Consider the following 15,641-nt stretch of genomic DNA (forward strand, 5'->3'; position numbering starts at 1 on the left):
CGGTTTTTCTGCCGGGAGGGCATTTCTATGTGCTTTCAAAGAGGAACTTAACGTTCCGATTTCTGAAGAATGATTTTTATTTATTCTTTAAAAACAGTATGTTGCATTATGGTACAGAGACTGCTTCAAAGAGGGGTCGAGGTACGCATTCCACATGGAGGCAGGTTGGCAATGAGAGGACATGCATCACCGCCAGTCGGTGTTCTGGAAACAGTGTCCGGGTCTCTTTTTCCCTGTGACTGGGATGGGAATTTTCGGGTGACCGCCTTGCTCATCGCCTGCAACGGAGAGCGCGAACTCGAGATTGCGAATCTCGCGTGTCATCCTGGTCTGATCGGACTGTGCCCGTCGATGGTCCGGGTTCGGGGCCTGGTTTCCTCCGGATATGGGGACCGGGAACGCATTGTAGTCAAGGAGTACAGTCTGCTCGATCCTGAGTAGATTCATCCGGTCCTCTTGGAGGATCGTCAACGAAAAAAGGAAAGGACAATGTACGTTTTGGATGAAATGGATGAAGAACCTCCTGATCCCGCATCCCTGTGCACGATAAAAACGGTGCCCGATTCAGAAAGTGATGATCGGTTTATCCGGACCTGGTTTCCCGGAGCCGGCAGGAAACAATGGAATGATTGGCAGTGGCAGATTCGCAACAGAATCACGGATGCGGAACGGCTGCATGCCATTCTCGGTCTTTCCGAGGAGGAGCGGTCCGCATGCAGCGACGCATCCATAATGCCCCTTGCCGTGACCCCCTATTATCTGCGGGTCATTCTTGAGAACGCGCACTCTCCCCTGCGTAAATGCGTGGTGCCCTCGGTATGGGAAACATGCATTTCACCCCACGAGTCCGTCGATCCCCTGGGGGAAGACCGCCATTCACCGGTTCCAGGTGTCGTGCACAGATATCCGGACCGGGTACTCTTGCTGGTCACGGATTTCTGTTCATCCTACTGCCGCTATTGTACCCGTTCCCGCCTTGTGGGCCGGGAAAAGGCCTCCTGGCATGGAACCGGGTGGGAATTGGGGGTGGAGTATATCCGCAACACGCCTGCAATCCGCGACGTCCTGATATCCGGCGGCGACCCGCTGACCATGTGCGATGAAAAGATCGACCGGCTTCTTGGCGAACTCCGTGCCATCCCCCATGTGGAGATCGTGCGTTTGGGAACCAAGGTTCCGGCTGTCCTGCCCCAGCGGATCACCCCGTCACTGGTCAGGATATTGCGTAAGGCCCATCCTTTTTATCTGAGTCTTCATTTCACCCACCCTCATGAGTTGACCAGGGAATGCAGACATGCCTGCGAGCTGCTGGCCGATGGCGGCATCCCTCTGGGGAGTCAGACGGTTCTGCTTTCCGGGGTGAACGACTCGGTTCCGGTCATGACCCGGCTCATGCACGGACTGCTTCGGTTCAGGGTTCGTCCCTATTATCTGTATCAATGTGATCCCATTCCCGGGTCCACGCATTTCAGGACACCTGTGAAGACAGGGCTGGCGATCATCAAGGGCATGCAAGGGCATACCAGTGGGTACGCCATTCCCCATTACGTCATTGACGCTCCCGGGGGCGGGGGAAAGATTCCCCTTCTGCCGGAGAGCACACGCGGGCTCGATGCCGTGGGCAATCTGATGCTCGAAAATTACGAAGAAAAGTTGTTCACCTACCCTGAAGCGTTGGGACCAATGGCAGAACATGGGGCTTTCTGCCGGGAGGAGATGCATGAACGTCGGCATGACCTTTGATTTGAAAGATGCCTATCTGAACCGGGGATTCACTCCGGAGGACGCGGCCGAGTTCGACTCGGAAACGACCGTGGGGGCCATCGAGAATATATTGCAAGCGCGTGGCGGCCAGGTCGACCGAATCGGTTCGGTGGATCGGCTGGTTGCGCGGCTGGCGGCCGGAGAGCGCTGGGACCTGGTTTTCAACATCGCCGAAGGGGTCCAGGGCAGGGGTCGCGAGGCCCAGATCCCCGCGCTCCTGGATGCCTGGAACATTCCCTATACCTTTTCCGGGCCCGACATCCTCGCCCTGACCCTGAACAAGGCCTGGACCAATTCCGTTGTCCGGTCCCACGGGGTATGCACGGCAGAGTTCGCCGTGATTCGAGAACCATACGATGTCTACAACCTGGATCTCCCGTTCCCCCTGTTCGTCAAACCGGTAGCCGAGGGAACCAGCAAGGGAATCGGCCCGCGATCCCTGGTGACAAACGGTCCTGATCTCAAGGGAGTCTGCGAGGAACTTTTGGAAAGATTCCAGCAGCCGGTACTCGTCGAGACCTATCTTCCCGGTCGTGAATTCACCGTGGGCATTCTCGGGGACGGCGACAACGCCCGTAGTATCGGGGTCATGGAGGTCACCTCCACCGGGAGCGGTGATGGTTCGGCCTATACCTATGCCAACAAGATGAACTGGAGACAGAATGTGGCTTACGCCCTTGTGGACGATGATACGTCCCAAAAGGCCAAGGAGCTTGCCTTGAAGGCCTGGAAGGGACTCGGTTGTCTCGATGCCGGTAGGGTGGATGTCCGGCTGGATGCTCAGGGGAAGCCCTGTTTCATGGAAGTCAACCCTCTCCCCGGGCTGGACCCGAGTTGTTCGGATCTGCCCATTCTTCACGGGCTGGGTGGGGGAAAATTCGAAGATCTGGTCGGAACGATCCTGGATTCTGCGATGCTTCGGGCGGCGAAGAACGGCAGATCAAGGTGATCTGTCGTGTTGGAATGGCACTGATACATCTGATACGGTTTTGGAAGGTGAATGATGAAGAAATGCGGGAGTGCAATGAGTGTTTCAGGTCATGTCGTACCCTACGAATGGGATGGAGACCTGATTTCAGAAATCATGCTCATCGACGATCATCATCGGGAGTACAAGATTGAACATTTTGGGCAGGGAAGAAAACTTCTCGAGTACGCTGACTATTGGGTCGAGGCCGAGGGAACGGTTCGTCGGAAAAACGGTGACAATTTCATGACCGTGACCTGGTTCCGTCCTGAAAACGAGTACGACGAGTACGCTGACGTGTGGGACGGTGAGCTCGATGAGTATTGATCGGCAGACAGACATTGCGTGGCTGTTCGCTTGATAGCAGGCACTAGCTGATACGATTCGGTCCGAAATAGGGTGATCGACCCGGAAACGGGCATGCAGGGGAGCGTTTTCCAGGCATGCCCGTTTTACCGTGTATGGTCGTGGTGTTGAGAAATTGATTCGGATGTTCTCTTTTCACGGGGGAGATTGGTGTATGACACTGAGTGGATAACCTGGTCACCTTTGTATATCCAAAATCTATTATGTAAAGAAATCGTGAATCCTTGAACATGGTTGATTTCCTGTTCATGCACGGATAGGGATGCGGTATAATCCACGTTTGGTCGGTGTCTGCCAGGATCGGCGATCGAATGCAGGATCAGGATGCAGGTACACACGTCGATTCCGGATACCGATTCGACGTGGACGGCCTGATTTCGTATGATCTCTGGCGCCGGCATGTGTATTCCCGTTCTGTGTGGAAATGGCCACAGACATCGACCGGTTTTCTGGATCTGCGTGAACCAACGATGTATGACAACTCATTCACATTGGAGGCAACGTGAAACTATTCGGCAGGGTCGGTTTGCTCACTCGTCATCTGGCAGTGCTCGTGGTCAGCATCATGGTACTTGGAGGTGTCGCGGTCATCGGATACCTGGAACCGGACACCGCCGGTTCCAGGAATATTCTAGTGTTGAGTATGGCCGGTCTGGGGATTCTCGTTCTGATTTCTCTGAGTGTAACGTTGTACGAATGGACCACGCTCAAGCGTCTGACCAGCCTGGCCCGGGCCATGGCTGATGGAGATTTCTCGGTGGACATTGCCATGGATCAAGCCGATGAGCTGGGAGAGATCGGTCGGGCGCTCGGCCGGATCGGGTCGGCAACGCAACATCTTACCGAGGAATGCGACATCCTGGCGGAACGGGCCGAATCCGGTCGACTGGACGCCCGTATCCCGGAGGAACGATTCAAGGGCGGATATACCTCGATGATCAAGAACATCAATTCCATGGTGGATGTTTTTGAAGGACTGATCACCAGCCTGCCTGTCGGGGCCATGATCAGATCACCCGATCGGGATGTGCTGTATTTAAATGACATGGGCAAGGGCTTTATCGGAACGGATGCGTTCAACGGCAGGAAATGCCATGATCTGTTCAGGACCGGGGACTGCAACGGAAAGTGCGCTTCGGATCGCTGTCTGGAAACCGGTCGGTTGGAATCCTCGCAGACCACGGCGAAGCCGGCAGACACGGCGTTCGAGATAGCCTATTATGCAGTGCCCCTTGGTTCCCGCTCGGGAGCGGTCAAGGGGGTGCTCGAAATTTTCGTGGACCAGACCGAGATCAAGTCCGCGCAACACACCATGCTCCAGGTTGCCGAACACGCCGGGACCATTTCCGACCGTGTCGCATCGGCGGCCGAGGAACTCTCCGCCCAGGTGGAGCAGATCAGTCGCGGGGCGGAGATGCAGCAGCAACGGGTTGCCGAGACGGCAACGGCCATGGAGGAAATGAATGCCACCGTGCTGGAGGTGGCCAGAAACGCCTCCCAGGCCACGGAGCAATCCGACCGGGCCAAGACCAAGGCCGGAGATGGGGCCGGACTGGTCGACAAGGTGGTCACGGCCATCACCGAGGTGAACACGGTTGCCCAGAACCTGTAGAACAACATGAAGGAGCTGGGCAGGCAGGCGGAATCCATCGGCGGGGTGATGACCGTTATCACGGATATTGCCGATCAGACCAATCTGCTGGCCCTGAATGCGGCCATCGAGGCCGCCCGGGCCGGTGATGCCGGCCGGGGATTTGCCGTGGTGGCCGATGAGGTGCGCAAACTGGCGGAAAAAACCATGCACGCCACCAATGAAGTGGGCAGCTCCATCAAGGCCATTCAGGAGGCGGCAGAGACCAATGCCGAAAGTGTGAACAATGCGGTTACAAGTGTCGCCGAAGCAACCGGACTGGCCGCACAATCCGGCGAGGCGCTTTCCGAAATTGTGGCCCTGTCCACTGAAAGCTCAGGTTTGATTGCAGGCATAGCCACGGCAGCCGAGCAGCAGTCCGCAACCAGCGATGAAATAAATCGCGCCATTGATGACGTGAACCGTGTAGTTGCCGAGACAACCGATGGCATGATGCAATCGGCTGAAGCGGTTCAGGAACTGGCAAGCATGGCCGTTGAGCTGAAGATGGTTCTTGACAGATTGATCCACGCAGAGTCCTGAGCCTTGGACTCGTTGACGATTTTGACGACAAATCCCCCTGAAAGTGCGCACTTTCAGGGGGATTTGTCGTCAAAAGGATAGGATGGTTGGAATGTTGATATAACTCGGTATGGGGCGATACCCCGCATGTGCGGGCGGATCGGGGGATGAACGAGCTTTTCCCGCTTTACTCCCGGGAGCAGAAAAAATACTCAAGGACTTCATCTTCTGCTGAATCGAGGCGAAAACGTGATGCTATCTGTTCTGGAACTGACCTGTGAAGAGCTCACCCGGGAACTAGGCAGACTGTTCGGCAAGGGGGCCTTTCATGGTCATGCCCTGTATCGCCATGTCATGCACAATGGGCGACGTGACCTGGATGCTATCAAGGAGTTTGCACGCTCCGGCGATCTTGCTGACAGGATTCAGGCCGTGCTCGTCCCAGAATCGGGAGAAATCACGGAACGAAAGACCGAAGGCGGGACGATCAAATTCGTGACCACCCTGGATGACGGGGCGCGGATCGAGTCGGTGATCATTCCCATGAAAGGGTATTCGACCGTGTGCGTCTCCTCCCAGGTCGGCTGCCGGCAGGGATGTCTTTTCTGTGAAACCGCGAGCATGGGATTTGTCCGGCAGCTCACGGTGGAGGAGATCGTGGCCCAGGTCTGGCGGGCCAGACATGTCCTGGGGCATTCGGTGCGCAATGTCGTGTTCATGGGCATGGGCGAGCCCCTGGACAATCTCGATCATGTCATCCAGGCGATCCGGGTGATGCGGGATCAGCGGGGGCTGGACATCCCGCTTCGGCGGATGACCGTTTCCACGGCAGGACGGGTGGACGGTCTGGCTCGGCTTGCCCGGGCCGGACTGAACACGATCCGCCTGGCCGTCTCCCTGAACGCGGCCAATGATGCTCTCCGTTCGGCAATCATGCCGGTGAACAAACGGTTTCCCCTGGCAGAACTCAAAAAGGCCCTGCAGCTGTTTCCCCTGCCGGAGAATCGGGAGTTCTTCATCGAATATGTGGTGTTCAAAGGGCTTAACAGCGAAAGAGCCCACGCCGAAGAGGTGCTCGCCTTTATTCGGAATCTTCCCGTGCGGGTCAATATCATCGGCTATAATCCGGGGCGCGACTCCCGGTTTCAGGCCCCTGATGACAGCGATCTCCTGGCCTTTGCCGGATATCTGCGCGAGCATGGTGTCCATACCCGCATCCGATGGAGCAAGGGACGGTCCATTATGGCCGGATGCGGGCAGCTGGCCGCAAAGAAGGAGGCGTGACTGATAGATCCTGGATCATCGGCACCTGTGTCCTGGGCATCTCGGACTAGCGCAACTGGTTGATGTCCAGTCTGCGGCCGCAATGAGGGCAGATGGATATGGTCTTGATATCTCCGATGCTCGGCCAGAAGAGCGGGATGAAGAGGTTGTTCTCCAGAAAGTACTGGACCCAGAACAGGTAGCCGCAATCACAGAATCTCTTTTGCATGAGGGTCTCCTCGATATGATTGTTAAATTGTTTTAACATGCTGCGGAAAAAAAGAGGGCGAGCGGGGTGAGGTTTTTCAGATTCACCGATATTCCCGACAGACCCAGAGAATACGCCCGAGGATGCGCAGGGTTTCGATCTCATCACCCTGGAGAAAAATCGGGGAATAGCCTGGGTTGGTGCTGATCAAGGCGATTTTATCGGGATGGCGTTCGATCCGCTTGATAAGCAGACTGTCTTCGACTCCCAGGGCATAGATGGCACCTGCCTGCATCTCGGTCCGGGACTGATCGATGAGCACGGTGTCTCCATCTCTGATTTCTGGTTCCATGCTGTCCCCGAGAATGTCCATGAGAACCATGTCCTTGGGGTTGCCCCTGGTTGTGAGCCATGTTCGGGAAAAGGTCATGGTTTCTTTGATCATCCCTCCGGTGTCGAAGGACCCGCCCCCAGCACAGAGTCGGGCGGCCACCTTGGGCAGGGAGACAATCTTTTCCCTTTGACCGGACTGCATGAGACGCTCACCCCGTCCATACAGGAGCCATTGGGGACGTAATCCATAACGTTCGGCCAGTTTGAGGGCCCATTTCTCCGGGACCATGCCTTTTTTCTTGGCCATGCTGATGGCGGCCCTGTTTACCCCGAGCATCGTGGCCAGGGCTGTCTGGGTTTCCAATCCCGTGGCAAGGAAGGTTCGTTTGAGAAAGGCATCCACGGGTGTCGGAGCGGGGATAGTGGGCATGTATGATTGTCCTTGGTGTTTTGTGTTCACTTTGTTTAACAATGCCATGGAGTATCGTCAAGAGATTTGTTGACACGGGCAACAGCCTGACTAGGCTTTCGGCCCGGAAGAAATGTCATGTGAGGAATCGTAGAGATAGATACGTTTATCCGATCATTTCCTAGCGTGTGCATGGACCATTTACCTATCAGGAAATCCCATGTTGATGAAACTGTTTTTCATAGCCCTGGCCGGGGGGCTTGGGGCATTGAGCCGGTATGCGCTCTCCGGGACCATTCAGCATTTGGTTGGTCCTGCGTTTCCTTTGGGAACCGCAGTGGTCAACATCCTGGGATGCTTTTTGTTCGGGTTCATCGTCACCCTGATCGACGAGAGGATGGCCCTTCCCCCCGGGATGAAGCTGTATCTGCTCACCGGATTCATGGGGGCCTTCACCACTTTTTCCACCTATATCTTTGAAACCGCCTCGCTCATCAGATATTCCCAATGGCTGTGGGCGGCTGCCAATGTCCTCGGCCAGACCCTCCTCGGTCTCGTCTTTCTTCTGGCCGGGATTGTACTGGCCCGGGCGATCTGAAACTCCCTCATACCGAAACGGCCACGTAGACGTGGCCGTTTCGGTATGAGGGAACAGGGTCGGGACGGGATCAGGACTGGATTTCAATTTTCTTGGCCTTGGTGGGTGCGGCCTTGGGCAGGGTGATGGTCAGGATGCCCTTGTCATATTTGGCCTTGATTGCTTCTTCCTTGACCTCGGAATTCAGGGGGAGGGCCCGATAGAACGAGCCGTAACTGCGCTCGATACGGTGGTAGTTCTCCTTTTTTTCCTCTTCCTCGAATTTTTTCTCCCCTTTGATGATCAAGGTATTGTTTTCCAGGGAAATGTCCACGTCCTTGGCTTCCATTCCGGGAATTTCCGCCTTGATCGTGATATCTTTCTCGTTTTCGCTCACATCGACGGCCGGGAAGCGTGCCTCCCGCATCATGGGGAACTCGAACGGATTTTCCCAGAAATTTTCCATCAGGTCGGCGATGCTTGTGGGCCGCTTGCTTTCCAGAGAGCTTTTCTTGAGTTGGGGCAAAAATTGCCTGAACATGTCATCATCCTCCTTGCTGATTGTGTGATCGACAATGCTGATGAGGCTCAGCACGGTACACCAACCCCTGCCAGGAAACTTTATTACCCCTGTTACCCCTGCTCAATGGTTTCGTCAAAAGATTGTTGAAACAAATTGTCAAGTGTATTCAATGCCTCGAGAGCATCCTGTCCGCTCACCTTGATGGTAATGGCCGCCCTGTAGGGAACTGCCAGACAGAGAATATCCAGGATGCTCTTGGCGTCGGCTTGTTTATTGCGATCGATGATCCAGATCTGGGCCTTGAACCGCTGGGCGGTTCGGGCGATGAGGGCAGCCGGCCGCGCGTGAAGTCCGAATTTGTTCTTCACACGGAAGGATCGTTCCACAACGGTATTTTCAGAAGTTTCGTGCATGAGTGAAAGAGGTTTTTGGGTATCGGAGATGCGGGGCAGGATTCAAGAACGGAGTGCGCAGTACGCAAAAAGCAGTTTGCAGAAGGCAGTGCACAGTACCCAGGAAAAACCAAAAAAGTGGTGACTTTTTTCGGGACCCGACATGTCTTAAGGGCCTAGCAGGGAAGATGCCAACTCGGACATGTAATTATATGAATGAATTCATTAGGTTATCTGTCGGGCCTGGTCCGGGGAAAATGGATCTGTCTTGTTTTTTTACATCTCGTGAAGGATCATGACATGCCCGGGCAGCCGTGCGCTGTGGCGAATCGTTGTCCGTCTGCCGGGTGCCATACGCGTATGGCCCAAGGCGAAACGGCCTGTTTTCCCCGGTTGGACTCGGTGTGGGAAAACAGGCCGTTTGCGTACATGATCGGACAATGTCGTGAGCTGGAGGATCTGATTATTTCCGATATTCCTCCAGGAGTTCGGTGCGCAACTTATTGAGTCCCTGTGAGATGGCCACCTTGTACAAATGGGGGTTCAAAAGTCGCAGGGAACCTTCCGGAAGAAGTTGAAGCTGGGAGGCGCAGCGATCCGCCAGGGTGGCCAGCTCGGATTCCTCCCTGACGATGGTGCCGTTTTCCATGACCGTGTGCCGGATGGATTCAAGCCTGATCTCCTCCGGAATGGTCCGGCTGCGAAGAAGCGGAGCTGCGGGGTCAAAGACCCAGTCACCGGGACCGGGAATTTCGTCTGCCAGGGAGATGACATCCATGAAGAAACTCCCGTCGGGATAGATCAGACGCCAGAGTTTTTTGCGATCCGGCAGGGTCAGCTTGGAGGGATCGTTGGTGATCTTCAACTTGGGGATATTGTTGCATCTGGACAGTTTGTACACCCCGCCCAATGCACCCCCACCCTTGCCGGCGCAGGTCGCGAGCCGTGTTCCCACCCCCCAGACATCCACACGGCCGCCTTCGCGGTTGACCGAATCAATGACGTATTCGTCCAGATCACTGGACGCCGTGATGAGTACATCGGGAAATCCCGCCTTATCAAAGGCCTTGCGGACCTCCTTGCTCAGATAGGCCAGGTCTCCGGAATCGATGCGGATTCCCCGCAATTCCTCCCCGCGTTCGCGCATCTCCCCAGCCACGACGATGGCGTTGGGCAGTCCGCTCTGCAGGGTGTCATACGTGTCGATGAGCAGAATGCAGTTGTGCGGAAAGCACCGGGCATAGGCCCTGAAGGCGGTCAATTCGTCGGGAAAGCTCATCACCCAGCTGTGGGCGTGGGTTCCCTTGACCGGAATCCCCAGATCCTTGCCCGCCCAGATGTTGCTGGTACTTCGAATGCCGCCGATATAGGCCGCCCTGGCCACGCTGAGTCCGCCGTCAGGCCCCTGGGCCCGGCGCAGACCGAATTCGAGAACCGGTTTTTTCCCCGCGGCGGTACTCACCCGGGCGGCCTTGGTGGCCACCAGAGTCTGAAAATTGATGAAATTGAGCAGGGCGGTTTCCACATACTGGGTTTCAGCCAGGGTCCCCTCGACGGTCAGCAGGGGTTCCTTGGGAAAGACGCAGGTGCCTTCGGGCATGGCAGTCACCTTGCCCCGGAAACGGAAGTCTTTCAGAAAATCGAGGAACTCGGGCGTGAATTCTCCAAGTTCCTGCAAATAGGCGATATCCTCATTTTCGAATCTGAGATTGTGCAAAAAATCAAGCGCGGGTTTGAGCCCGGCAAAAACGGCATAGCTTCCCTGAAACGGGGGAGTGCGGAAATAGAGATCAAAGGTGGCCGGGGTTTCATGAATGTTTTCGGCAAAGTAGCCGGCGAGCATGGTCAATTGGTAGAAGTCCGAAAAAAGGGGGGAGTATGTCTGCATGGTGATTGAATCCACTGTTTGGAATGAAGGGAAAATGGTTCCCGGGAAAGAAACCGGACCGAATATCTCGAGGAATAAGGGTAGTCGGGTTTGGAGAAGTGGTCAAAGGCTTATCCACGCGTTTGAGACGACAAGGGGAAAAGCACGTGGGTGATGCGCATCTCGCTGAAGTTGATCAGCCACTTTGATTTCAGCGGATCCAGAGTCGTTGGGATGATCTCTGATTCAACATGGGCTGAATGCCCTCTCGAGTGATCCAATGATCAAACAAGGAGTAAGCCTTGCCTGGGCGGTTGTCTGTTTTCCAGGGATGCCTGTCTGCTTCTTCCGCCTCCCTGGAATCAAAAAGGCCTCTTTCTGGTGAAAGAGGCCTTTGGGAAATTCGTCGTCTGACAACCACGTGGTGGGTGATTGTGATCGCCGTTGCAAACCATGCAGAGAATCAGACATTTTTGGTAATGAAATCGAGTGACTTGACTGTTTTTCGCAGGAGCTTGCCCGGATTGAACCTGACCGCCTTGGAAGCGGGAATGGTGATTTCCTCGCCGGTACGGGGGTGTCGTCCCTTGTGCTCCGACGTGTCCACCACTTTGAGAGAACCGACACCGGGCAGCAATATCTTGTCTCCCTCGGCCAAACTTTCCGTGATGATGTCGATCATGGCATTGACGGTCTTGCGGACTTCCTCGGGTGATCTGCCTGTTTTTTCCTGGAGCAGGGCAACGAGTTCGGTCTTGTGCATGGTTTGCGTCTCCTTGGTCGGTGGAAAATGAAACTATATGGTAAAGGATGCTACATGTTCAGTGGGGTGGAGACAAGGAAATATTTTTTGATGCTCGATATTGTTGGTGCATTGGATTCATGGAGCAAGCAGGCTGCTTAACCCCGGCACGGTAGGCAAGGGATGTCACCCGAGCATGGAGTCGGAAAGATTTCGGGCCAGGAGCGCTTCCCGGGACAGGCGGTTTGCAACAGCGGCCTGAACCTGGCTGGAGGAACTGGAAAACCGGGTTTTTCTGATCTCGTAAACCTGATCCATGAGGCGTGATGTCAGATGGGTGGAATCTCCGGGATCGATATTTTCCAGGGCACGTTTGAAAATCTCTCCGGCCCCTGTGGGGCCGTGCTGCACGGCAGTGGAGAAGAGTACCTCCTGGAGCGGGGCTGAAAAGAGATCCTCTTCCAGACCGGTCTGTTCCAGGATGTTCTTCAAGGCAGGCAGATAATGGGTTTGCGTGACGAAGCGGTGCTGGAGCTCTGCGAAGAGGTCGGGTTCTTCCCCGGCAATGGCCCGCCAGGTGGAGGGCATGGCTCCCTGGGTGCTCCCGGTGTCCATAGGGCCTGCTTGTTTGAGCCGCTCGGCCCAGGCAGGGATTTCCTGACGCAGAAAGTCGATGAACTGGTCCAAGGTCCCCTGGCGTGAGGAAATCTGATAGGTTCCATAGGACGTCCCGCCATGCCGGTCATAGCCAATGGCGTCACATTGTTCTCCGGATTCGAAATGGCGTGAGAGCATACCCCTCGGGGTGGACACGGTGGAAGCTTTTTCGGGGGTACCGTGTTCGGTCACGATTTCCTGTGCCAGCCTGTGGACCAGGGCATCGGCATCCCCGGCAGGAGACTTGGGTTCTGGACTGTCCGACTGGATATCCCTGGAAACAGATCCACCTGCCTCTTGAAAAGACGAAGGTTGGACAAAGGACCGCTGACTGGAAAGTTTGGACAAGGTCGCCAGAACATCGAGATTGAGGGATTGGGCAAAGAGATCCCCTCCCGAGGCCTTGGCAGGGGAATCGTCGTCGAACAGGGCATTGGTCATGGCCATGTCCATGCGGGTCTTGATCTGCTCGAAGTGCTGTTCGAAGGACACGTCCGAAGTGCGGTCGCGCTGATGACGGTTTCCCGACACCGCGGATGGTGTTTTATAGAGGTCCGGATTGATTGGAATAAAATTTGTTTTGCTCATTGTCGCAGCCTGATGGGGTCGTGGTTGCCAATGTATAAGCAAAAAACGATCCACAGTTGCATTGATTTCATTCAAGGCTCTGCATGAGGGATTCACGCAGTGCGGCCATTTCATCATCGTCCACGATTTTTTGACCCCCTGCATCCTGGACATAAAAGATATCCTGTACCTGATCCTTGTGGGTGGCAATCTTGGCAAAGGCCACGTCAAGGCCGGTCTGTTGCAGTCCTCGGGCTATGGCGTAGAGCAACCCGGGTTTGTCCTTGCTGCGCAGTTCGATGATTGAATGGAAATCCGATCCGCCGTTGTCGATCCTGACGCAGGCTTTTTCCAGGCAGTGGGGATGGTACGGGCGGGATGCAAAGTGGTTTTTTTCGGCCAGAAGTCGGGCGAGTTCTTCTGGTTCGGTAAAGGTTTTCGAAAGGGTGGCGTCGATCCGGGACCAGGTCGCTTCCTGATACAGAGGATCGGGAGGCGGTGTGACCAGGAAGCTGTCAACGATGATTCCGTTGTCCCATCGATGCAGACTGGCCGTGAACACCTGGATGTCGTTCAGGGCCAGTGTTCCGGCAATGGATGCGAAAAGTCCCGGTCTGTCCCGGGTGAAGGGATGGTCGTGGTTTGGGGATTCCCGCAGAATGATGTGATGGCGGGTGGTGGATGCGTTGGCCGTGAGAAGTGCTTTTACTCCCTCGAGGTGACGCAGGATGTCCTCTTTTTCATGATGGAGGAAGTACCTGGGCGGCATCGAGGTCAGCAGGGGTTCCAATTCCGGACCGGTAAAGAGATCATTTGTCCTGGACCGCAGGAAGTCTCGGGATTGGGCAATCCGCTGGACCGCGAGAGGAACGGCCATCGTATCCTGATTGAACATCCTGACTGTTTTCAGAACGAGTTCCTTGAGCAATGTCCGTGTCCACGAGGACCACGCTTTGGGGCCTGTGGCCCTGGAGTCGGCCCAGGTGAGCAGGGTCAGGCGGTGCAGCCTGGTGACTGTTCGCAGGGTAAAGGCCAGGTTATGAATCACGGATTCGTCATCGAGGTCCCTGCGCAGGGCCGTATGGATGAGCAGGAGATGATTGGAGACGAGAAAGACCACTTGTTCGCGTTCGGATGGCGGCCATCCCATCCGCTGGAGAATCTTGTCGGCCAGGGTCCCACTTCGCTGGGCATGGTTGGGGCCTGTCTTGCCGATGTCGTGGAGAAGGGCGGCCCAGCGGAGCATCCGATCTCTGGAAAATCTGCACAGAAACGGAACAAAGTTTTCGCTGTCAGAGTCGGTACACTGGGAGATGGCCCTGATGGTTTCCAGGGTATGTACGCCAACCGGAAAGAGATGGTAGGCATCGAATTGAACCCGATCCTGGATGATGCCGAATTCAGGTATCAGCACACCAAGATAGCCGGTTTCAAGCATCTGCAACAGCGTTTCATAGGCCCGGTCCGAGACGAGGATGGACTCGATGGCGGTCGTGAACCGTTCGTCAGCCAGATCCTCGCCAGTGACGCGATCAAGGCGCGAGGTGATGGCCTTGCGGGTTGCCCAGGACAGGGGGCAACCGGTCAGACCGCTTCGAACAAAAGCATCCATCATGACACCGGGATCTTCATCAAGGTCGCTTTCTTTCAGATTGATAACCGATCGCCCGGCATGATATTTCTCTTGGGATTTTTCGTGAAGCGGCCTTGGAACGAAACGGGTGACAAAGCATTCACAGAGAATCCTTATCTCCCGCATATGGCGGTGGAGATCGGCCAGAAAGTATTCAACCCCGCGTTGTCCATTCTTGTCCTCGTATCCCAGGAGACCGGCCACCCGCTGCTGGACATCGAAAAAGAGCCGATCACCTTTTTGGCTGTTCACTCCGTGCAGGCAATTGCGGACAACAAGGAGATGTCTCAGTGAATTGGAGAGGGTTTCTTGTTCTTCCGGGGAGAGAAGACCATGCATGGTCAGATTTTCCAGCCCATACGCCTTGTGCTCGAGCAGAGAAATCCAGTGGACGAGGTGGGCGTCACGCAATCCGCCGACACCTTCCTTGAGATCGGGTTCGAGCATGCCCTTGGTGGTTCGTTCCCTGTCATGACGTGCTCTGTAGTCATGCATCAATCGTGAAGCGAGTTGTTCGCGGCATTGTGGGGCCAGTAGCGTGTCCAATTGCCGGAACAAGGAGAGGGCGAGATGTTTGCTGCCGGCTGCAAGGCGTCCATCCAGCAGGGAAACCAGGAATGTGTACTCTTTGCGGGCAAGTTTCATTGTTTGCAAAATTGTCATTACATTGTGCCCCAGGGCAAATCCCTGATCCCACAAGGGGGTGAACAGGGCACGGGCGAATGTGTCCACCGGGGCGCTTTGGCTGTCCGAAACGAGTAGGAGAACGTCGATGTCCGAACCCAGACAGAGTTCCTTGCGACCGTATCCCCCAACTGCCAGGATGGAAAATGTATCGGGATGCACGGAACATTCGTCGAGTCGTTCCTGAAAATAACCATCCATGAACATGGACAATCGATGGACAAGAGCGATTCCATCGGTCGCAGCCTGCCCCCTGAAAACCTGACTCCAATGCTTCCTGAGCCTTTTGTTCGCTTGATTTGACATGATAGTCTGTCCCAAATGGAATGGTGCGCGTCATTATTGTCGGCACTACGCATCCACCTCCTGCAAAATAGAATGATTTTCTTTTTTGTTTCTTTATACTGATGGGTTAGGTATTTTCTGGGGGCGTTTTGAACCTTGCAGCCGGTTTCGAGAGCACATAAATGTTCATGGGTGAGCCCAATTTTGTCGTCTTTTAACAAAAATGTTATTATGCTGAAAATTGAAACAGGT

Annotated in this window: 15 protein-coding genes and 1 pseudogene; 8 read left to right on the top strand and 8 right to left on the bottom strand. The window is 55.2% G+C overall.

Annotation, left to right across the window (positions count from 1 at the left end; translation table 11 throughout):
* Window positions 1-171: 171 nt before the first annotated feature.
* From ACTVJH_RS01655 to rlmN, 7 genes are all read left to right on the top strand, one after another.
* Window positions 172-441 carry a hypothetical protein gene (locus ACTVJH_RS01655; RefSeq protein ID WP_455986805.1) on the top strand — a complete coding sequence of 90 codons (270 nt, stop codon included), beginning with the start codon at window positions 172-174 and terminating at the stop codon, window positions 439-441.
* Between the two features lie 48 nt (window positions 442-489).
* Window positions 490-1,743 (top strand): KamA family radical SAM protein, encoded by a 1,254-nt coding sequence (locus ACTVJH_RS01660; protein WP_455986807.1) that lies wholly within the window; start codon window positions 490-492, stop codon window positions 1,741-1,743.
* A complete protein-coding gene (locus ACTVJH_RS01665) occupies window positions 1,721-2,713 on the top strand; it encodes a D-alanine--D-alanine ligase family protein (protein WP_455986809.1) in 993 nt (330 codons plus the stop codon). Before ACTVJH_RS01660 ends, ACTVJH_RS01665 begins: the two co-directional genes overlap by 23 nt.
* 75 nt (window positions 2,714-2,788) lie before the next feature.
* Window positions 2,789-3,058: a hypothetical protein gene (locus ACTVJH_RS01670; protein ID WP_455986811.1), complete on the top strand. Its 270-nt coding sequence runs from the start codon at window positions 2,789-2,791 to the stop codon at window positions 3,056-3,058.
* Window positions 3,059-3,599: 541 nt separating this feature from the next.
* Entirely contained in the window at window positions 3,600-4,709 is a 1,110-nt protein-coding gene (locus tag ACTVJH_RS01675; RefSeq protein ID WP_455986813.1) for a HAMP domain-containing protein, read from the top strand.
* Between the two features lie 6 nt (window positions 4,710-4,715).
* Entirely contained in the window at window positions 4,716-5,270 is a 555-nt protein-coding gene (locus ACTVJH_RS01680; RefSeq protein ID WP_455986815.1) for a methyl-accepting chemotaxis protein, read from the top strand.
* Window positions 5,271-5,501: 231 nt separating this feature from the next.
* On the top strand, window positions 5,502-6,533 hold the full coding sequence (gene rlmN / locus ACTVJH_RS01685; RefSeq protein ID WP_455986952.1) for a 23S rRNA (adenine(2503)-C(2))-methyltransferase RlmN: 1,032 nt from the start codon (window positions 5,502-5,504) through the stop codon (window positions 6,531-6,533).
* A gap of 46 nt (window positions 6,534-6,579) precedes the next feature.
* Here the strand turns inward: rlmN and ACTVJH_RS01690 are convergent, their stop codons facing one another.
* Window positions 6,580-6,741 carry a hypothetical protein gene (locus tag ACTVJH_RS01690; protein ID WP_455986817.1) on the bottom strand — a complete coding sequence of 54 codons (162 nt, stop codon included), beginning with the start codon at window positions 6,739-6,741 and terminating at the stop codon, window positions 6,580-6,582.
* An 82-nt stretch (window positions 6,742-6,823) separates the two neighbouring features.
* Window positions 6,824-7,483, bottom strand: a complete 660-nt coding sequence (locus tag ACTVJH_RS01695; RefSeq protein WP_455986819.1) for a LexA family transcriptional regulator — start codon at window positions 7,481-7,483, stop codon at window positions 6,824-6,826.
* A gap of 199 nt (window positions 7,484-7,682) precedes the next feature.
* Between ACTVJH_RS01695 and crcB the strand changes: the two genes are divergently transcribed.
* Window positions 7,683-8,060 (top strand): fluoride efflux transporter CrcB, encoded by a 378-nt coding sequence (gene crcB, locus ACTVJH_RS01700; protein WP_455986821.1) that lies wholly within the window; start codon window positions 7,683-7,685, stop codon window positions 8,058-8,060.
* A 70-nt stretch (window positions 8,061-8,130) separates the two neighbouring features.
* Here the strand turns inward: crcB and ACTVJH_RS01705 are convergent, their stop codons facing one another.
* From ACTVJH_RS01705 to glnD, 6 genes and pseudogenes are all read right to left on the bottom strand, one after another.
* Window positions 8,131-8,634: an Hsp20/alpha crystallin family protein gene (locus ACTVJH_RS01705; protein WP_455986823.1), complete on the bottom strand. Its 504-nt coding sequence runs from the start codon at window positions 8,632-8,634 to the stop codon at window positions 8,131-8,133.
* Between the two features lie 38 nt (window positions 8,635-8,672).
* On the bottom strand, window positions 8,673-8,975 hold the full coding sequence (locus ACTVJH_RS01710; RefSeq protein ID WP_455986825.1) for an HPr family phosphocarrier protein: 303 nt from the start codon (window positions 8,973-8,975) through the stop codon (window positions 8,673-8,675).
* 442 nt (window positions 8,976-9,417) lie between these two features.
* Window positions 9,418-10,842: a nicotinate phosphoribosyltransferase gene (locus tag ACTVJH_RS01715; protein WP_455986827.1), complete on the bottom strand. Its 1,425-nt coding sequence runs from the start codon at window positions 10,840-10,842 to the stop codon at window positions 9,418-9,420.
* A 442-nt stretch (window positions 10,843-11,284) separates the two neighbouring features.
* Window positions 11,285-11,587, bottom strand: a pseudogene (locus tag ACTVJH_RS01720) (HU family DNA-binding protein); the annotation flags it as partial.
* A 162-nt stretch (window positions 11,588-11,749) separates the two neighbouring features.
* Window positions 11,750-12,808, bottom strand: coding sequence for a VgrG-related protein (locus ACTVJH_RS01725; protein ID WP_455986829.1), 1,059 nt, complete (start codon window positions 12,806-12,808; stop codon window positions 11,750-11,752).
* Between the two features lie 67 nt (window positions 12,809-12,875).
* Entirely contained in the window at window positions 12,876-15,410 is a 2,535-nt protein-coding gene (gene glnD, locus ACTVJH_RS01730) for a [protein-PII] uridylyltransferase (protein WP_455986831.1), read from the bottom strand.
* Window positions 15,411-15,641: the final 231 nt, after the last annotated feature.

The sequence above is a fragment of the Desulfoplanes sp. PS50 genome (assembly GCF_053851535.1).